The 18,706-nt window shown below is 49.9% G+C and carries 15 protein-coding genes and 6 pseudogenes; 9 read left to right on the top strand and 12 right to left on the bottom strand.

Annotated elements, in window-relative coordinates:
- Positions 1–31: 31 nt before the first annotated feature.
- The 4 genes from pyrH to CGZ65_RS00750 form a co-directional block, all read right to left on the bottom strand.
- A complete protein-coding gene (pyrH, locus tag CGZ65_RS00765; RefSeq protein WP_096294468.1) occupies positions 32–751 on the bottom strand; it encodes a UMP kinase in 720 nt (239 codons plus the stop codon).
- A 466-nt stretch (positions 752–1,217) separates the two neighbouring features.
- The gene (gene tsf, locus CGZ65_RS00760) at positions 1,218–2,072 is read right to left on the bottom strand and encodes a translation elongation factor Ts (protein ID WP_096294467.1); all 855 of its coding nucleotides are present in this window, start codon (positions 2,070–2,072) and stop codon (positions 1,218–1,220) included.
- Positions 2,073–2,198: 126 nt separating this feature from the next.
- A complete protein-coding gene (gene rpsB, locus CGZ65_RS00755) occupies positions 2,199–2,924 on the bottom strand; it encodes a 30S ribosomal protein S2 (protein ID WP_096294466.1) in 726 nt (241 codons plus the stop codon).
- Between the two features lie 233 nt (positions 2,925–3,157).
- A complete protein-coding gene (locus CGZ65_RS00750; RefSeq protein ID WP_096294465.1) occupies positions 3,158–3,403 on the bottom strand; it encodes a hypothetical protein in 246 nt (81 codons plus the stop codon).
- Positions 3,404–3,476: 73 nt separating this feature from the next.
- Here CGZ65_RS00750 and CGZ65_RS00745 point away from each other — a divergent pair.
- From CGZ65_RS00745 to CGZ65_RS00730, 4 genes and pseudogenes are all read left to right on the top strand, one after another.
- A pseudogene (locus tag CGZ65_RS00745) lies at positions 3,477–4,057 on the top strand (5-formyltetrahydrofolate cyclo-ligase).
- A gap of 520 nt (positions 4,058–4,577) precedes the next feature.
- Entirely contained in the window at positions 4,578–4,817 is a 240-nt protein-coding gene (locus CGZ65_RS00740; protein WP_096294464.1) for a TM2 domain-containing protein, read from the top strand.
- Positions 4,818–5,113: 296 nt separating this feature from the next.
- Positions 5,114–6,585 (top strand): annotated as a pseudogene (locus CGZ65_RS00735) (malate:quinone oxidoreductase).
- Positions 6,586–6,991: 406 nt separating this feature from the next.
- Positions 6,992–7,636, top strand: coding sequence for a Spy/CpxP family protein refolding chaperone (locus CGZ65_RS00730; RefSeq protein WP_096294463.1), 645 nt, complete (start codon positions 6,992–6,994; stop codon positions 7,634–7,636).
- Positions 7,637–7,738: 102 nt separating this feature from the next.
- Here the strand turns inward: CGZ65_RS00730 and CGZ65_RS00725 are convergent, their stop codons facing one another.
- A complete protein-coding gene (locus tag CGZ65_RS00725) occupies positions 7,739–8,305 on the bottom strand; it encodes a DUF2520 domain-containing protein (protein ID WP_123804665.1) in 567 nt (188 codons plus the stop codon).
- A 158-nt stretch (positions 8,306–8,463) separates the two neighbouring features.
- Here CGZ65_RS00725 and minC point away from each other — a divergent pair.
- From minC to CGZ65_RS00705, 4 genes and pseudogenes are all read left to right on the top strand, one after another.
- Positions 8,464–9,173: pseudogene (gene minC / locus CGZ65_RS00720) on the top strand (septum site-determining protein MinC).
- Positions 9,174–9,215: 42 nt separating this feature from the next.
- Positions 9,216–10,030: pseudogene (minD, locus tag CGZ65_RS00715) on the top strand (septum site-determining protein MinD).
- A 3-nt stretch (positions 10,031–10,033) separates the two neighbouring features.
- The gene (gene minE, locus CGZ65_RS00710) at positions 10,034–10,309 is read left to right on the top strand and encodes a cell division topological specificity factor MinE (RefSeq protein ID WP_096294461.1); all 276 of its coding nucleotides are present in this window, start codon (positions 10,034–10,036) and stop codon (positions 10,307–10,309) included.
- A pseudogene (locus CGZ65_RS00705) lies at positions 10,306–11,225 on the top strand (hydrogen peroxide-inducible genes activator). The gene minE and the pseudogene CGZ65_RS00705 overlap by 4 nt, the downstream one beginning before the upstream one ends.
- Positions 11,226–11,307: 82 nt before the next feature.
- On the opposite strand, the gene CGZ65_RS00700 reads toward CGZ65_RS00705, so the two are convergent.
- The 6 genes and pseudogenes from CGZ65_RS00700 to CGZ65_RS14485 form a co-directional block, all read right to left on the bottom strand.
- Positions 11,308–11,490 (bottom strand): hypothetical protein, encoded by a 183-nt coding sequence (locus CGZ65_RS00700; protein ID WP_096294460.1) that lies wholly within the window; start codon positions 11,488–11,490, stop codon positions 11,308–11,310.
- Between the two features lie 61 nt (positions 11,491–11,551).
- A complete protein-coding gene (locus CGZ65_RS00695; RefSeq protein WP_096294459.1) occupies positions 11,552–11,761 on the bottom strand; it encodes a hypothetical protein in 210 nt (69 codons plus the stop codon).
- 66 nt (positions 11,762–11,827) lie between these two features.
- Positions 11,828–12,832, bottom strand: coding sequence for an IS5 family transposase (locus tag CGZ65_RS00690; protein WP_096294458.1), 1,005 nt, complete (start codon positions 12,830–12,832; stop codon positions 11,828–11,830).
- Between the two features lie 88 nt (positions 12,833–12,920).
- Positions 12,921–14,248: pseudogene (locus tag CGZ65_RS00685) on the bottom strand (MFS transporter).
- 178 nt (positions 14,249–14,426) lie between these two features.
- Entirely contained in the window at positions 14,427–14,936 is a 510-nt protein-coding gene (locus CGZ65_RS14490) for a substrate-binding domain-containing protein (protein ID WP_269768636.1), read from the bottom strand.
- Positions 14,891–15,454, bottom strand: a complete 564-nt coding sequence (locus CGZ65_RS14485; protein ID WP_198345307.1) for a LacI family DNA-binding transcriptional regulator — start codon at positions 15,452–15,454, stop codon at positions 14,891–14,893. The genes CGZ65_RS14490 and CGZ65_RS14485 overlap by 46 nt, the downstream gene beginning before the upstream one ends.
- Positions 15,455–15,874: 420 nt before the next feature.
- Here CGZ65_RS14485 and pgi point away from each other — a divergent pair, with 420 nt between their 5' ends.
- Positions 15,875–17,512 carry a glucose-6-phosphate isomerase gene (pgi, locus tag CGZ65_RS00675; protein ID WP_096294457.1) on the top strand — a complete coding sequence of 546 codons (1,638 nt, stop codon included), beginning with the start codon at positions 15,875–15,877 and terminating at the stop codon, positions 17,510–17,512.
- Positions 17,513–17,793: 281 nt separating this feature from the next.
- Here the strand turns inward: pgi and dapD are convergent, their stop codons facing one another.
- Positions 17,794–18,615, bottom strand: a complete 822-nt coding sequence (gene dapD, locus CGZ65_RS00670) for a 2,3,4,5-tetrahydropyridine-2,6-dicarboxylate N-succinyltransferase (protein ID WP_096294456.1) — start codon at positions 18,613–18,615, stop codon at positions 17,794–17,796.
- Between the last annotated feature and the right edge of the window lie 91 nt (positions 18,616–18,706).

Here is an 18,706-nt window from a genome sequence, read left to right as displayed (position 1 = left end):
TTCATGAAGCATTCGGCTGTTCAACAACGGCTTAACAATGCACCAATGTGCCTTCGTCCTCGCCCAAAATCACGTTTTTCAGCGCGCCTTCTTTGGCGATGCCAAACACGACGATGTTGAGTTTGCGCTCGCGGCACAAGGCAAATGCAGTGGCGTCCATCACTTTCAGGTTTTTGTTCAGCGCTTCGTCAAAGGTGATGGTTTCGTAACGGGTGGCTGACGGATCTTTCTTCGGATCGGCGGTATATACCCCATCAACGTTGGTGGCTTTCAGCATCACGTCGCAGTTCATTTCCGCGCCACGTAAAGCAGCGGCGGTATCGGTAGTGAAAAACGGGTTGCCGGTACCGGCGGCGAAAATCAACACTTTGCCTTCTTCCAAATACTGAATGGCTTTCGGGCGGGCATAGGTTTCGGCGATTTGCTGCATGCTTAATGCAGATTGCACACGGGCTTTCAAGCCCAGTGATTCGAAGGCATCTTTCAAAGCCAAGGCGTTCATCACGGTAGCCATCATACCCATGTAGTCGGCCGTGGCACGATCCATGCTGCCGGCTTTTGCAGATACGCCGCGGAAAATATTACCACCGCCGACCACTACACCGACTTGCACACCCAAATCAACGATTTCTTTGACTTGGCCGACAATTTGCATAATGGTGTCGCGGTTGATGCCGAACGCATCTTTGCCCATCAGGGCTTCGCCTGAGAGTTTCAACAATACGCGTTTGTATTTTACTTGCTGGGTCATGGGAATGCCTTTTCTTTACGGGGTTTACAGAGGCCGCCTGAACATCGGAATTAGATTTTCAGACGGCATTCAATATAAAAATAAGAGTACTTGGATGTATGTAATAATGAGTGGTCCAACAAGAATAAAAGCTTTGAATTTTCTGAAATTTTAGTATTTTTCTGTGGATAAATCAAAGCATGGTTTAATGCGTGATCAACTCATTCGGTGTTCAGACGGCCAGAGACTTCTGCAAAATCCGCACCTTTGGCACATTTCGCCGTTATGCGCTGAGCGAAAGTTTGCCTGTCTTGATGATAGGCCTGCGCTTTCTGCGCAGCTCTAACTTTGAACTGCTCTCAATTCCGGGGGCAAAGGTTCCAGCCTGTATTTCATATCAATCGATAGGCCGTTTGAATAAAATATCTCAAAAAAAAGCACCATGATTCAATAAGATGAATCCAGGTGCTTTCTTATTCATGGCTGATTACACTTTAGCAGCAGCGGCTACTTCGGCAGCGTAGTCAACTTCTTTTTTCTCGATACCGTCACCCACTTTGTAACGGACAAAGGTGATGATTTCGGTACCGTTTTCTTTAGCGAATTGAGCCACGGTTTGATCCGGGTTCATCACGAACGGTTGGCCGTTCAAAGTGATTTCTGCCAAGAATTTACGGATACGGCCTTCGACCATTTTTTCGGCGATGTCGGCAGGTTTGCCAGACTCGATGGCTTGTTGGGTGTAGATGCGGCGTTCTTTTTCAACAGTTGCGGCATCTACTTCGGCTTCTGAAACGCAAACTGGTTTAGCAGCTACGATGTGCATACCGATTTTGCGGGCAATATCTTCAGAACCCTTGAATTCAACCAATACGCCTTCAGTCGCCAATGCGCCGTGGATATAGGCGGTCAGTTGGTTTTGGGTATCGATCAATTCAAAACGGCGTACAGACATGTTTTCGCCCAATTTAGCGATGATTTCTTTACGCTCGGCTTCAACGGCTTCGCTCAAAGCTTCTACTGAGGCAGGTTTTTGAGCAACAGCGGTTTTGGCCACAGAGTTGGCAAAGGCCACAAAGCCGGCATCTTTTGCTACAAAGTCGGTTTCGCAGTTTACTTCAACCAAAGCACCCACATTGCCTTCGATGGCATAAGCCAATACGCCTTCAGCCGCAGTACGGCCCGCCAATTTACCGGCTTTCGCGCCTGATTTGATGCGCAGGATTTCTTCGGCTTTTTCCATGTTGCCTTCGGCTTCAACCAACGCTTTTTTACATTCCATCATACCCAGACCGGTAGCGGCGCGCAGGTCGGCAACCATTTTTGCAGTAATATCTGCCATGTTAAACTCCTTGAATTTTTAGGAAAATAAAGCCAATCAGCTTTATTTGGAATCGGGAAATGCAGCACTTAAGCCGCGCTTGACTATCTGAAAAAAGGGGCTAAAAGCCCCTCTTTCGTCGCTGTATTACTCAGCAGCAGCTTGGGCAGCGGCAACGGTTTCTTGCAAGGCTTGGTTTTTGCCTTCCAAAACGGCGTCGGCGATACCGCGGCAGTACAGACGGATGGCTTTTGCAGAGTCGTCGTTACCCGGAATTACGTATTTCACACCGTCAGGGCTGTTGTTGGTATCAACAACGGCGATCACAGGGATACCCAATTTTTCAGCTTCAACCAAAGTACCTTTTTGGTAACCGGTGTCAATCACGAAAATGGCGTCAGGCAAGCCTTTCATGTTTTTAATACCGCCCAAAGAGCGTTCCAGCTTCTCAACCTCGCGTTGCATTTCCAGAATTTCTTTTTTGCTGTAACCGGCTTCGGCAGCATTTTCCAAGGCAGCAGTTTTTTCTTCCAGACGTTTGATAGACTGTTTGACGGTTTTGTAGTTGGTCAACATGCCGCCCAACCAACGGTGGTCAACGAAAGGCATGTCTGCGCGGGTCGCTTCTTCACGGATGATTTCGCGTGCTTGACGTTTGGTACCGACAAACAATACGGTGCCTTTGTTGGCAACCAGACGACGAACCGCTTCTTGCGCGTCTTGGAACATCGGCAAGGTTTTTTCCAAATTGACGATGTGGATTTTGTTGCGCGCACCGAAAATGTATTGTTCCATTTTCGGGTTCCAGAAACGGGTTTGGTGGCCAAAGTGAACACCGGCTTCAATCATCTGACGCATGGTAATTTGAGACATAATATTCCTTAAATTTGAAAGGGTTAAGAGCACACATTCAATCGCATAGAACTTGGCTTCAACCAAGCACCCTTCGGCGAAAGTGGGCATAGTTTAAAAAATGGAAATTTACTTTTAAAATCAAAAGCCCGAGAATTATATAGGATAACAGGCCGTCTGAAAAGGGAAATGTCGTGCTTTATTTTACGCGTTGTCGGATTTTTCAGACGGCCTAATGAATCGCCTCAGCCGAATCATTCCGCATCAGGATTTTGCGCCTGCCCTGCCGCCTCTTTTTTCTGCTTTAAGCCTTCGGTTTCGGCGCTGCCGGCCTGTTTCATCAAACGATTGCGGCGGCGTGTGACCACCACCCATGATAAAAAAATCATCGGCAACACAGCCCAAAAAAACAAGTAAATCAAGGCACGCGCAATGCTGGGCTGGGCAGCGGAAAACATCACCGCCACAAATAAATAGCCGATAATGACGATATGCCACATAATCGTGTTCCTCATAGCAAGAGAAGCGGATTTTATCGCAAATCTGCCCCATCTGCCCAAACAGAGAAGCCCAATGAATCTCGATAAAACCGAATTACGCCGCCGCTTACGCCGTTTGCGTGCGCAAATGTCCCCGGCGAACGCGCTGCCGCTACGCAAACCATCAACCGCCTGCTGAAGCGACACATCAAAAAAGGCCGCCACATCGGTGTGTATTGGCCGATTGGTAAGGAATTGCGTTTGGACGATTTTATTCAGACGGCCTTAAAACGCGGGGCGAAGCTTTATCTGCCTTATATCGAACCTCACAGCCGCCGCTTGTGGTTTACGCCTTACTTAGCCAATCAAACACAACAACCCGAACGCAAACGCGGCCAAGCTAAATTGTTTATTCCGCAGTTTGCCGGTGAAAAACGGCGCGCGCATCGTTTGGATATATTACTGGTGCCAATTGTCGGCATTGATAAACGGGGTTACCGTTTGGGTCAGGCCGGCGGATTTTATGATGCGTCTTTGGCGCAAATGAAATACCGTTTGCGCGCTCAAACCATAGGGGTGGGCTTCGGTTGCCAATTGGTCGAAGAGTTACCCATTGAGCCGCACGATATTGCTTTAGACGGTTTTATTTCGGAACAGGGCGAATGGAGGTTTTAAGCGTTCAGACGGCCTGGAACTTTTGCAAACTCTTTTAAACCAGTGCAAACAAAACCATGCTTACCCAATTTCAGGGCAAACGCCGTTTATCATGATCCACTTTAAGTCGAAAATAATTCTTGCGGCAAAGGCTTACAGACATACAGGATAAGATGCACCGACAAATGGCGAACCGGCAGCCCGGTTCCTCCAAGATATGGAAACAAAGCTGAGAATATGCAACATTTTTCACGCCGGCCATAAATTTGTTTTGGCTTTTGATAATCGTGTCTTGCAACATCTCGCGGAAAGAAAATCGCGATTGCTGCCCCCTGATTATGCCGTTGAAAAATAAACAATCGCGCAATGTAACCGTTATTGCCGGCACACAAAAGAATTTTTATTCTTAGTTTGATTCAAATCTTTTCGTAAACACGCATAAATTCAAGTAAACCTGTTTCAGACGGCCTTGAGTCTGCCACGTTCTACCCTATATACTCATTGTCAAGAACAAGAACAATCTATTATTAAGGAGGGTATTATGCAACCGTCTTTTTCTTATGCCTCGTCTTATCCCCATACCTGCAACAAAGCGCTTTATGTCGCCATGGCCTTATTGTTTGGCTCATTTGGCGTACATAAATTCTGCGCCGGCCGTGTGTGGATGGGTTTGTTTTACGCCGTGTTTTGCTGGACCGGCATCCCGACCATCGTCGGCATCATCGAAGGCGTATTGGCGGCATTCAAACCAACCGACTCACTCGGTGCGATTATTGTGTAATTTTTAAGTGCAAACACACTTACCAATTTTGACTTTTTTTGAAAATCTAAATTTTTTTGATATTAATGATTTTTAATACATAAGTAATCAATCCCTTATCCGGTAAGGCCGTCTGAATGTTTCAGACGGCCTTTGCATCATCGAATACACTGTTTTCTTTCATAAAATCTTTGCATTTCTGCGCGAAATCTACTAAATTCTAAGGATATGCGTTGTTAACAATTGTATATGCACAGATGACGCCAATACGGAAAATCATAAAGGCAAATCATTGCCTATCCTTTAGGAGTATAACTATGACTGAAGCAACTGACGTTGTATTGGTTGGTGGAGGAATCATGAGTGCCACTTTGGGTATTCTGCTCAAAGAACTCGAACCCTCTTGGGAAATCACCATTGTCGAACGCCTTGACGATATTGCGCAAGAATCATCCAACCCTTGGAACAATGCCGGTACCGGCCACTCGGCTTTGTGCGAATTAAACTATGCCCCGTTGGGCAGCAACGGTACTGTCGACCCGAACGCTCATTGAATATTGCCGAACAATTCATGATAAGCCGACAATTCTGGGCGACTTTGGTCAGCGAAGGCAAAATGGCCGACAATTCGTTTATCAATAGCGTGCCGCACATGTCGTTTGTGATGACCGACGAACATTGCGCCTACCTGCCCAAACGTTTTGACGCGTTTAAAAAACAAAAATTGTTCGAGAAAATGGAGTTCTCGACCGACCGCAATAAAATACACGAATGGGCGCCACTGGTCATCGAAGGCCGCAATGAAAGCCAACCGGTTGCCGCCAACTACTCGGCAGAAGGCACCGACGTCGATTTCGGCAACATCACCCGCCAAATGATTGAAAACCTGACCAGTCGCGGCGTGAAATTGTTATGCAACCGCCATGTAGAAGAAATCAACCGTGAAGCCGACGGCGCTTGGGCCATCAAAACCAGCGACACGCGAGACAATACGCAAAAACTCACTCTGCGCACCCGTTTTGTCTTCTTGGGTGCGGGTGGCGGCGCATTGTCTCTGCTGCAAAAATCCGGCATCCCGGAAGGCCGCGGCTACGGCGGTTTTCCGGTATCAGGCTTGTTCCTGCGCAACAACAACGAAGCAACCGCCTCGCGCCACAACGCCAAAGTATATGGTCAGGCATCGGTCGGTGCGCCGCCGATGTCGGTACCACACTTGGATACCCGCCATGTTGACGGCAAACGTTATTTGATGTTCGGCCCGTATGCCGGTTTCAAACCCAATTTCCTGAAGCAAGGTTCGATGATGGACTTGCCGATGTCGATCCACCGCGACAACCTGCTGCCGATTTTGCGCGCCGGTTGGGACAACCTGCCGTTGACCAAATACCTGCTGGGCGAATTGCGCAAAACCAAAGAAGAACGCATTGCCTCGCTGCTGGAATACTACCCGAACGCCAATCCTGACGAATGGGAACTGATTACCGCCGGCCAACGCGTGCAGGTGATTAAGAAAGACAACAAAAAAGGCGGCGTGTTGCAATTCGGTACCGAATTGGTGATGCACGAAGACGGTTCTTTGGCCGCCCTTTTGGGTGCGTCACCGGGTGCGTCAACTGCCGTGCCGCTGATGATTCGTTTGGTCAACGAATGCTTCCCGCAACGCAAAGATGCATGGCAAGGCCGTCTGAAAGAGCTGATACCGGGCTATGGCGTAAAATTGAACGACAATCCCGAATTTGCCGAAGAAATCATCAGCCATACCGCTAAAGTGTTGGACATCCATCATTAAATGCTTAAGCATTATCCCTACAGCGCATCACTAAGCGATGCGCTGTTTTTATTTAACTTGAATACCAAAAAATTAACTTATTGATGATTTTTTCAGACGGCCTGAAACCCTGACAATTACCAACTTACATAAAGCGCAAAGTGGATATAACACAAAAAATTCAGGCATATCATTAAGATAGTTAAACTTTCAAGCGGCGTATAACATAAAAAAACCTACCCAAGATAGGCATTGTACAAAGATCCGGCTCCTTACGCTTTCGTTCACTCTTTAGACAATCCATAACCCATCTGCAAACAGTGTTTACCTAACCCGCACACTCATTAACCGCTGCGGGCGATATGATTCGTTTCATCTTGTTTCTCCCCAAAAACACTCCTCAAACACTTTTCGAAGGACAAACCTCATGATGAAAAAATATATTGCCGTTGCCGCTGCTTCTTTAATCGGTCTGGCCGGTGTCGCCAGCGCCGCTGATGCCGTATCGCAAAACAGCCGTCCGGCCAAACACGGCCACATGCACAAACACGGTCAGAAAATGTATCAAAAAGGCGAATTGCCGCGCGATTTGCAAGAATTAAACCTGAGCAGCAAACAAAAAGCGCAAATCCAAAAAATCATGGAAGCCAACCGTCCGCAGCAAGCCGACAAACGTCAAGCGCCTGATGCTGCCAAACGTGCCGAGTTCCAGCAGAAAATGCAGCAACGCCGCGCCGCTGAGCAAGCCTTGATTACCGGTAAAAATTTCGACGAAGCCGCTGCCCGCCGTTTGGTTAACGAGCGTCAGGCCGAATTTGAACAACACGCTGCCGAGCGCAAACAACGTATGGCCGATATGGAAGTGAAACGCTTGAAAGAGCGCCACGATATTTTCCAAGTGTTGACAGCCAAACAGCAAAAACAATTACTGGAAAACCAACAAAAACGCCAGCAAGAACGTGCCGCCGCAAAGCCCAAAGCAGCCAACCGGGTCAGCCGAACATGCAAGGTGAGCCACGCCCTGACATGCCACCAATGCCACAAAACTAATAGTGATGCATTTAAGCAATGAATCAAGGCCGTCTGAAACCATTTGTCAGGTTTCAGACGGCCTTGATTGCGTTTAAATTCAGCCGCGCATCAAGCCATCATGCGGCGGTACGTCCAAGCTGCCTCAAACAGATTTTATTCCCGAATTTAAGACCGCCTGAACTTTTTCCACCGATTGTTTATCCAATCTTGCTGCGGCCAAATTCAAAGTCATCTGCGCCCACACGCGGTAGGCCGCCTGCTCTTCTGCCGTCATCGCCGCATGGTAACGCGCTTTATATTCAGACGGCATCACAAACGCGGTTAAACCTAAAGCGTTGGCTAATTGTTGCAAAATCTCGACAGCCTGCGCATGCTCCGCTTCGATGGCGCACAAATTTCCGGCCAAATGCGCCACCGAGTGTTCGACATTGGCAAAGGCAAACACCGGATGCAGGCTGCCCGCCAATGCACCCTGCGCCGTAACCGCTTGTAAAACCTGTATGGTTTTGGCGCCGCTCAAGTGCAGCACCAGGGTTTGCGGGGACAATTCGACCTCACGGGCAAGGCGTTCGGCAGTAGCTTCTATGGCATTGTCCGGCGTGGCGATAATGACCACATCTACCGGCGGCAAATCGCTCATATCCGCTAAAACCGTTGCTCCAAAAGCATTCGGCGGCAGGCTGTTGCTGAGATGTGGGAAAGCTGCCAATCGGGAGGACGGCTCAATAAAGCGGCAAAAGTTTGTCCAACGCTGCCTGCGCCTACGATATGGAATATTTTTTTCATTTCAGACGGCCTAAACAGATTGAATAGCTTAGATTAACACGGTAAACTTACGTCATTAAATTTTTTTATTGTTTACTCACTATGAAACCCGCGTTTGACGTTAAGTCGGCACGATTGGATGTGTTGGCTATTCATCTGCACACCGCAGATTTGACCGAATTAGAAGAATTTTTGCGCCAGCGTACCGGCCAGTATCAAGGTTTGGAAATTGTGCCCTTTGTTTTGGATGTACAGGATTTCGAACATCCGGAATCATTAGACTTGGCAGCTGTAATTTCGCTGTTTGCCCGCTACGGCATGCAGATTTTGGGCTTGCGCCACGACAATGAAGCATGGGCGGCTTATGCTGTGCGCTATCATTTGGTGTTCAGCCGCAGTGAGAAGTCCGATACGCCACAACCGCCACAATTACAACCGGCCGGCATTAAAGCCGTATCCACCACCGTTATCAGCAACCCAACCGTATTGATCAGTACCCCTGTGCGCACGGGTCAGCAGGTTTACGCGGAAAACGGCGATTTAATCGTTACCGGTATCGTCAGCCAAGGTGCGGAACTGATTGCCGATGGCAACATCCACATTTACGCCCTATGCGCGGCCGTGCATTGGCCGGTGCCAAAGGTGATACCAACGCGCGTATTTTTATCCATTCCATGCAGGCCGAATTGGTTTCCGTGGCCGGCATTTACCGCAATTTCGAGCAGGATTTACCCGAACACCTGCACAAACGCGCGGTGCAAGTTTCATTGCAAGACAACCGCTTGGTCATCAGTGCAATCGACACCGAATAATGTTTTAAAATCTTAAATTTAATATTTGAAAAAGGAAATATCGTGGCAAAAATCATCGTAGTAACTTCAGGTAAAGGCGGCGTAGGCAAAACCACCACCAGCGCCAGTATTGCAAGCGGTTTGGCCTTGCGCGGCCACAAAACCGCCGTAATCGATTTCGACGTAGGCTTGCGTAATCTCGACTTGATTATGGGTTGCGAGCGCCGCGTCGTGTATGACTTAATCAATGTGATTCAAGGCGAAGCCACACTCAACCAAGCCCTGATTAAAGACAAAAACTGCGAAAACCTGTTCATCCTGCCTGCATCGCAAACCCGCGACAAAGACGCGCTGACCCGCGAAGGTGTGGAAAAAGTGATGGAAGAATTGGCCGGTAAAAAACTGGGCTTCGAATACATCATCTGCGACTCGCCGGCCGGTATCGAGCAAGGTGCCTTGATGGCGCTGTATTTTGCCGATGAAGCCATCATCACCACCAACCCCGAAGTATCAAGCGTGCGTGACTCCGACCGTATCTTGGGCATTTTGCAGAGCAAGTCGCGTAAGGCCGAACAAGGCGGCACCGTGAAAGAGCACCTGCTGATTACCCGCTATTCGCCGGAACGCGTGGAAAAAGGCGAGATGCTGTCGGTGCAGGACATTTGCGACATTCTGCGTATTCCGCTTTTGGCGTAATTCCTGAATCTGAAAATGTACTACAGGCATCCAACGCCGGCGAACCGGTCATCCACCAAAACAGCGCGGCAGCTGCCGAAGCCTATAAAGATGTGATTGCCCGTCTGCTTGGCGAAAACCGCGAAATGCGTTTCCTCGAAGCAGAGAAAAAAGGCTTCTTCAAACGTTTGTTCGGAGGTTAAGCCATGTCTTTGTTAGATAAGCTGTTCGGCAGAAAAGCCAAAACCGCCGAAGTTGCCCGCGACCGCCTGCAAATCATCATCGCACAAGAGCGTGCCAACGAAAACGGTACCGGCGCGCCGGATTACCTGCCGACCCTGCGCAAAGAATTGTTGGAAGTGCTGTCTAAATACGTGAATGTTTCTTTAAACGACATCCGCATTTCCCAAGAGAAACAAGACGGCTTGGACGTTCTTGAACTGAACATTACCCTGCCTGAACAGAAAAAGGCTGCTGAATGACTTTAACCGAATTGCGTTACATCGTAGCCGTTGCGCAAGAACACCATTTCGGGCGTGCCGCACGCCGCTGCTTTGTCAGCCAGCCCACCCTTTCCATTGCAATTAAAAAGCTGGAAGAAGAGCTGTCGGTTTCACTGTTTGACCGCAGCAGCAACGACATCATCACCACCGAAGCAGGCGAACGCATCGTTGCCCAAGCCCGCCGTGTGTTGGAAGAAGCTGATCTAATCAAGCACTTGGCCAATGAAGAGCAAAACGAATTGGAAGGCGCATTTAAGCTGGGGCTGATTTTTACCGTCGCACCTTATCTGCTGCCTAAATTGATTGTTTCTTTGCGCGACACCGCACCGAAAATGCCGCTGATGCTCGAAGAAAACTACACCTACACACTCACCGAATCGCTCAAACGCGGTGATTTGGATGCCGCGGTGGTGGCCGAGCCATTTCAAGAGCCAGGCATTGTGACCGAGCCTCTTTATGATGAACCGTTTTTCGTGATTGTGCCCAAAGGCCACCATTTCGAGGAATTGGATGCGATTACGCCGCAGATGCTGGCCGAAGAACAGGTTTTACTGCTGACCGAGGGCAACTGTATGCGCGACCAAGTGTTGTCGAGCTGTTCGGAATTGGCCGCCAAGCAGAAAATCCAAGGTTTGACCAACACCTTGCAAGGCAGCTCCATCAATACCATCCGCCACATGGTTGCCAGCGGCTTGGCCATCAGCGTGATGCCGGCCACCGCTTTGACGGAAAACGATCACTTATTGTTCAGCATCATTCCGTTTGAAGGCACTGCCCCACTCGTCGCGTAGTGTTGGCCTACCGTCGCAATTTCGTGCGCCCGAAAGCATTGACCGCTTTGCGCGCCGCGATTTTAAATTCGCAATTAAACGGTGTATCGTTTGTAAAAGATTAATTTGACTCATTTAGAAAAGGCCGTCTGAAATTCAGACGGCCTTTTCTTACCCTAAACAGCATTCCCGATTCAGCTTACGAAACTATGCACTGAATGCTTCGCGTGTGGTTTCAACATTCATCGTTTCTACCGGCTCGCTGCGCCCTTCTTTCACACTCACCACCTTCATCAAACGCACTTTATCCGCGTGCGGCGTACCTTTTGCCGCATAATTGACCAAATATAAAGTGGCGTTCAAATCTTGGGCGATTTTGAATAAAGACAAAAATTTGAATTTGTTTTTCTGAAAAATAACGATTCGGATGCGAGGTGTGTGGATTGACCGATTACGATTCGTGACAACGCAAATATTTGAAAATCAGATAACCTTTTTCAGGGTGAAACTGAATCCGGTCAAAATTAATGGCATAAGTCACATCGCCTTGCAGCATATCTTGTGCAAACTCGAATCCGCTGCTGTCATCTTGAGACCTTTGCAAAATACCGGCCACCCCATCCAAACGGTTACCTGAACAATCAGGTAACCGTTTTTTCATTTTCAGACGTGTTTCCCGTCCGTATTTCCCCCAATCAGCCCCTTTATCGGGTGCCCGTTGCCCTTTTCAGGCAGCAGCAGGCACACGAAGCCTGCCGGCTGCCTTTGGCAGGTTCAGGCACACCGCTTTCAAATGGCTTTGCGCCGGTACTTTCCGTAAACCGAAATAACGCGCTCTTTTACAGCCGGATTTCCGGTGCGGCGTACCGAAGGTTTGCCCGGCCGCACAGCGCACTTCCGACAGCTGCGTATTGCGCTGTTTCTCCTGCTCCGTTAAAGGTTTGCCCCGCTGTGCCTTACGCATCATGCCGCCGGACAGCCGTTTGCTTTGCAGATGCTCCCGGTTGGCTTTACTGTCATACCCCTTATCGGCATAGACGGTTGTTCCGGGTGCGGTGCCGTCCGGCAGCGGTCCGAAATGGTTGCACTCACGGGCGTCGGCCGGGGTGGTGTGCAGTTTCCCGATACAGCCTTCCGAACCGGTGCGGGTGTGTTGTTTGCAGCCCAAGGTGAATCTGCCCTCTTTCTTCACCCGGCGCGCATCCTTGTCTTTGCCGGGCAGGGTTTCGGCAGTGATGCCGTTTTCATCGGTTTCGACAGCCTGACGCTGTTTGCCGCCGGCAGTTTGGATGATGGCGGCGTCAATCACTGCTGCCGGGGCTTTCTCTGTTTTTAAGCCTTTTTCGGTCAGCCGGCGGTTAACCGGTTCGGGAAGCCGGGCTAAGGCTTCATCCTGTGCCGGCCGGTTGCGGAAACGGCAGGGGGTGCTGCGGCCGGGTAAGGCGGCTTCATCAAAGCCGCAGAAGAAGCAGAAATCCGGACGGGCGGCTGAACAGCGTTCCGATTCCGGATCGGAAAGGCTGTGCCATTGGCCGGGCAATACGGCTTTGAGCATGGGCGGCAGCGGATAGGCGGGGCGGCCGCGGTGACCGCGGATGTAACGGGTCTTTTGCCGGTTGGGCAGTTGTCCGGCGGGCTGCCAATCGGGCAGCCGGTTAATTTTGAGCAACGGGCAGCTGCCGGTATGTTTGCCCGTCATGATTCGGGCTTGTTGCTGGAAGAAGCTGCTCATAAAAAAACGCCTCTGAATTCTTTAGGGGAATTTAGGGGAGTTTTGGGTTTTTTGCAAAGGTCCTGACCTTGATGTCTGCAGCTTTTAATTAAGCCGCTCTGTTTTCTGCACCGGCAGGCTTGTTGGTGGTTTTAATCAATAAGGTCAGGAAGGCGGCAATCGCCAAGAATACGCCGGCAAAAGTCATGGCGTTGGCCGGATTCGAGCCCAAGAAGGTATCGTAAACCCAACCGAAAGTCACGGTTTCGATCAGCATTGGGATCACAATCATCATGTTCACAATACCCATATACACGCCGTAACGCTCTTTCGGAATCGAATGCACCACAATCATAAACGGCACACCCATCATCGAAGCCCAACCGATACCGAAACCAATCATCGGTACGAACATCAGATATTTGTTGCCGATGTGCGGAATAGTCAGCAACGCTAAGGCAGCCAATGTCACGGCAAACGCATGCACATATTTGGCGGCGTATTTTTTCGCCATCCACATCAGGCCGAAAGCGGAAATAAAGGTCACGATGTTGTAGAAACCGTTGACCAATCCGGTCCATGCCACGGCTTGTTCGTAAGCGGCTTTGTCGGTAGAAGTCGAGTTCCACACCGATTGCACGATACTGTGCGAAATGTATTGCCAGTAGATAAACAGCGCATACCATTGGAACAGGTACACCAAAGCCAATTGCCACAAAGCAAAAGGCATTTCTTTAATCGCAATGAAGATTTCAGCAATAGCAGATTGCTCTTTTTTCGCACGCAAGGCTGCCATCTCTTCGGCAGAAGGCTCGTGTTCAGGTGTAGATAACACAGTCACCAATACCGAACCAATCGAGCAGACGGCACCGATATAGAACGAACCGAACACCCAGTAAGGAATGCCCGCTTCTGAAGTTTGCTGCAACCAGCCGATTTGCTGAAAGATATACAGCGACACGTTGGCCAAGGTAATACCCAAACCGGTAAACACCGACTGCATCAAGAAGCCGCTGGCTTGTTGGTGTTCCGGCACAGTATCGGCGATGAAGGCGCGGAACGGTTCCATCGCGGTATTATTGGAAATGTCCAACAGCCACAACAGCAACACAGCCACCCACAGCGCAGTCACGTGCGGATAAATAAACAGACACAGGCTACAGCCGATTGCCCGATCAAGAAATACGGACGACGGCGACCCAAGCCCGGAATCCATGTACGGTCAGACAGCGCACCGATGATCGGCTGCACCAGCAAGCCGGTAATCGGACCTGCCATATTCAGAATCGGCAATTGGCCGGGATCAGCATTTAAGAAACTGAAAATCGGGTTAATCGCGGTTTGCTGCAAACCGAAGCTATACTGAATACCGAAGAAACCGAAGTTCATCAGCATAATCTGGCGAAGCGTCATCGCCACTTGTGGGGATATCTTCATGAGAAGTTTACTCCTGACTAATTAATATACTGAAACAAAAAGTTTTTCAGAAAGCAGCTGTTGGCTGAGTACTGCTTTTTATTATGCCGCCCGCTCACTCGGGTCTGATTCGTTTGCTTACCACGAATTCTGTTTCAGACGGCCTATTTCCCCTACCGTCTATTTATCTTTCCGATATTTATTTCAAAGTGGTCACCGACTGGCGCCAAATGGTTTCCCCTACGACTTTCAACATTTGGCCGCTTTGTCTTACTTCTTCGGCAAACAGCATGTCCGCAGCCAGCGCACCCATACGCAAATACGGCAGCCCGGTGCTGGTTAAAGGCGGGAACAGGGTTTCGGCAATCGCGCTGTGGTTATCGTAGCCGGCCACCGAAATTTCTTCCGGCACCCGCAAACCGCGCGTACGCAAGATGCCGTACACCCGCACTGCCATTTCATCATTGCCGCAGCAAATCACCGTCGGAGGCTGCGGCAGGGCCAACAATTTCACAACAGCCTCAACCAAAGGCGTGCTGTCGTAACCAAAATCGGGATAGCCGGTCTGCACCAAACCGGTATCAAAAGCGATGCCGGCATCGGCCAAGGCTCGGCGGTAGCCTGCCACACGCAAAGGCGTGGCCTCAATGCCCGGCTGCAAGGTCAAATACGCAATACGGCTGTGGCCGTGGCGGATAATCTGGCGCACCAAATCATATTGTCCTTGCTCATCATCGGGTAAAACTGCAGGGTACCGGTTTTATCGAAGCAGTTCACCAACACAATCGGACAGGCATGGCTGACATCAGGCAACACCACTTCCTGATGATATTGCGCCACATATAAAATGCCCTCGGCTCGGTGTTCCATAAAGGTGCGGATTAAAGGCTCGATGTCGGCTCGGTTGTCGATATCGGCGATCATCAAGGTTTTACCCTGCGCCCGTATGCTTTGCTGAATACCTTTCATCAAAAAGACATCGGGCAGACCATGAATGCGGTTGGCATCACCGACGCGCGAAATCGCACCGGTAATCAGCCCTACAATCCCCGAACGGCTGGAGCGCATTACTCTGGCCGCCGATGACGGGATATAACCCAAGGTCGCAATGGCTGTTTCCACTTTGGCACGCGTTTTGTCGCTGACCGGCGCATCACCATTAATCACCCGGCTGACCGTCTTAGGCGATACTCCCGCCCGAGCGGCAACATCGTAAATTGTAGCCATCTTACGACTTCCGAACCTGAGTTATTTCAATAATATTACGGAGAATAGCACAACAGACATCGATGTCATAACACTCTTTAACAAAACCTTGATGGGAATCAAGTAAAAACACTATTTTTCTGCATGTTATTTCAATATTTTTGCTTTTTAAAAGACTAAGTTATCCGCCTTTTAAAATTTTGTTACACTACACGTCACCACATGCGCACAATCATTGCGTTTTAAAAAGAGTTTACCTGATTTTATCAAAATGAATCTGATTATCACAATTTTGCAACAATCCCTACCTATGATTTGTTAACCTAGTATAATTTTATTTTCAGACAACAATTCAATGAGCTAAATAAATCAACTTTAAGCTGCTTGATTGAAGTTTGAGTGGATTTGTCCCTGCCGTTATTTAGAACCGAAGGATAAAATATGACGTTCTCCGAAGCGTGGCAGAAGCTTGCCGAGCATCAAAAAGCCACTGCCGACATTCACATGCGCGACCAATTTGCCGAAAATGTGCAGCGTTTTGACAACATGCACGAAACCTTACACGGTTTGTTATTTGATTACAGCAAAAACCGCATTGACGAGAAAACGCTTGTTCTTTTATGTCAATTGGCTGAAGCGGCCAAACTGCCCCAAGTCATGCAAGCCATGCAGCGTGGCGACAAAATCAACACCGGCGAACAACGCGCCGCCCTGCACACGGCTTTAAGGTCGCCTGAAAACACCGCGCCAATTGTAGTTGACGGCGAAAACATCATCCCCAAGCTCCATCACGAACTCGACCGCGCCTTGGCCTTTGCCGAGAGCATCATCAGCGGCGACCACACCGGCATCACCGGCAAACGCATCACCGATTTCGTCCACATCGGCATTGGCGGCTCGGATTTGGGTCCGCAGATGTGCGCACAATCGCTGTATGACTACCGCAAAAACGTACGCGTGCATTTCATCAGCAATTCCGACGATGCCGACATCGCGCAAAAGTTGGAAAAACTCAACCCCGAAACCACCGTATTCAGCATCGCCAGCAAATCCTTCGGCACGCCCGAAACCCTGCTCAACGCCCACGCCGCACGCGTGTGGTATAAAGATGCCGGCCTGCCCGAATCGGGCATCGCGCGCCATTTCTGCGCCATTTCCAGCGATGTCGCTGCGGCAGAAAACTTCGGCATTCCGGCCGAACGCGTGTTCGCCATGTTCGACTGGGTCGGCGGACGCTATTCGGTGTGGTCAACCATCGGCCTGCCCCTGATGGTGGCCGTGGGCGAAACGCGTTTCCGCGAATTTTTGAGCGGTGCCAACGCCATGGACGAACATTTCTTCAACGCCCCGCTGCGCCGCAATATTCCCGTATTGATGGCCTTACTGCACGTTTGGTACAACAATTTCTACGGTTCAGACGGCCACACCACCGTGCCTTACAGCCACAATATGCGCCGTTTCGCCAGCTGGCTGAACCAATTGGACATGGAAAGCTGCGGTAAAAGCCGCACCATTGACGGCAAAAAAGTCGGCCACAAAACCGGCGGTATCGTGTTCGGCGAAGAAGGTGTCAACTGCCAACACGCCTATTTCCAACTGCTGCACCAAGGCACGCGTCTGATTCCCGTTGACTTCATCGTACCGATGACCACGCCGCACCAAGTCGGCCGCCAACACCGCTTCACCGTGGCCAATGCTTTTGCCCAAGCCGAAGCGCTGATGAAAGGCAAAACGCTGGAAGAAGCGCGCGCCGAATTGGCCGACCTGCCCGAAGCCGAACGCGAAGCCCTCGCGCCGCATAAAGAATTCCCCGGCAACCGGCCGAGCAACAGCTTTTTGATTGACCGCCTGACCCCGTTTAACTTAGGCATGCTGATGGCCGCTTACGAACACCGCACCTTTGCCGAAGGCGTGATTTGGGGAATCAACCCGTTCGACCAATGGGGTGTGGAATACGGCAAAATGCTGGCAAAAAGCATCGAGCCTGAATTGAAGCAAAATGATGATTTGCCGCACGACAGTTCGACGAATGGTTTGATTCGTTTTTACCGCCAGTGCCAGCAAAGACTGATTCTTTGAGCCCTTTGCAAAACTTCATAGCCCCAAAAAAAACCAAAACTGCCGTCATTCCCGCGTAGGCGGGAATCTATCTTAGTATTTAAGAAACTTTTTTATTCAATAGGTTGCTTGGTTCAAAAATGGATTCCCGCCTACGCGGGAATGACGTCGCTTATGTGTGTTCTGGTATTCGAATGAATTTACAAAGATCTCCCTTTGTTTAAATACAAACCAGACAAAAAGGCCGTCCGAAAGAAAATCTTTCAGACGGCCTTTTCATTCATGTTTCAAACCAACACTGATTACACACCGCGCAACAATTCGTTCACGCTGGTTTTGGCTCGGGTTTGCGCATCGACTTTTTTCACAATCACAGCGCAATACAGGCTGTGGCTGCCGTCGGCAGAAGGCATGCTGCCCGATACCACCACTGAGCCGGCAGGTACGCGGCCTTGGTAGATTTCGCCGGTTTCGCGATCCAAGATTTTGGTCGATTGGCCGATGAACACGCCCATAGAAATCACGCTGCCTTCTTCCACAATCACGCCTTCCACGATTTCAGAGCGCGCGCCGATGAAGCAATTGTCTTCAATGATGGTCGGGTTGGCTTGCAACGGCTCCAATACGCCGCCGATGCCCACGCCGCCTGACAAGTGCACGTTTTTACCGATTTGCGCGCAAGAGCCGACAGTCGCCCATGTGTCCACCATCGCGCCTTCGTCGACATACGCGCCGATGTTCACATATGACGGCATCAACACCACGTTTTTGCCCACGAAGCTGCCGCGACGTGCCACGGCACCCGGCACCGCGCGGAAACCGGCGGCTTGGAATTCTTCTTCAGACCAGTCGGCGAATTTGGTCGGCACTTTGTCGAAATATTTGTTCACACCGTCGTTCAACACTTCGTTGTCTTGAATGCGGAAAGACAGCAACACGGCTTTTTTCGCCCATTCGTTGACTTTCCATTTGCCCACGCTCTCGCGCTCGGCCACGCGCAATTCGCCTGAATCCAACTGGCGCAGGGTTTCCAATACGGCTTCTTTGACTTCAGGCGTCATGCTGGTCGGGGTAATGTCGGCGCGGTTTTCAAACGCGGTTTCGATGATGTTTTGCAATGACATGTTGATTCCTTGTTAAGTAAGTTGAGGCCGTCTGAACACATAACATGATTTCAGACGGCCTGTTGCAATGTTCTGACGTATTATTTTGCCA

The organism is Neisseria weixii (assembly GCF_002327085.1).
GTDB classification, from domain to species: Bacteria; Pseudomonadota; Gammaproteobacteria; order Burkholderiales; family Neisseriaceae; genus Neisseria; species Neisseria weixii.
The sequence above is the reverse complement of the archived record's forward strand: the minus strand, read 5'-3'. Positions and strand labels throughout refer to the sequence as shown.

Coding starts and splice junctions, on each gene's coding strand:
- minE (WP_096294461.1), top strand. CDS start 10,034: ATGTCTTTGTTAGATAAGCTGTTCGGCAGAAAAGCCAAAACCGCCGAA.
- tsf (WP_096294467.1), bottom strand. CDS start 2,072: ATGGCAGATATTACTGCAAAAATGGTTGCCGACCTGCGCGCCGCTACC.
- CGZ65_RS00695 (WP_096294459.1), bottom strand. CDS start 11,761: ATGAAAAAACGGTTACCTGATTGTTCAGGTAACCGTTTGGATGGGGTG.
- CGZ65_RS00690 (WP_096294458.1), bottom strand. CDS start 12,832: ATGAGCAGCTTCTTCCAGCAACAAGCCCGAATCATGACGGGCAAACAT.
- pyrH (WP_096294468.1), bottom strand. CDS start 751: ATGACCCAGCAAGTAAAATACAAACGCGTATTGTTGAAACTCTCAGGC.
- rpsB (WP_096294466.1), bottom strand. CDS start 2,924: ATGTCTCAAATTACCATGCGTCAGATGATTGAAGCCGGTGTTCACTTT.
- CGZ65_RS14485 (WP_198345307.1), bottom strand. CDS start 15,454: ATGGCTACAATTTACGATGTTGCCGCTCGGGCGGGAGTATCGCCTAAG.
- dapD (WP_096294456.1), bottom strand. CDS start 18,615: ATGTCATTGCAAAACATCATCGAAACCGCGTTTGAAAACCGCGCCGAC.
- CGZ65_RS00750 (WP_096294465.1), bottom strand. CDS start 3,403: ATGTGGCATATCGTCATTATCGGCTATTTATTTGTGGCGGTGATGTTT.
- CGZ65_RS00740 (WP_096294464.1), top strand. CDS start 4,578: ATGCAACCGTCTTTTTCTTATGCCTCGTCTTATCCCCATACCTGCAAC.
- pgi (WP_096294457.1), top strand. CDS start 15,875: ATGACGTTCTCCGAAGCGTGGCAGAAGCTTGCCGAGCATCAAAAAGCC.
- CGZ65_RS00730 (WP_096294463.1), top strand. CDS start 6,992: ATGATGAAAAAATATATTGCCGTTGCCGCTGCTTCTTTAATCGGTCTG.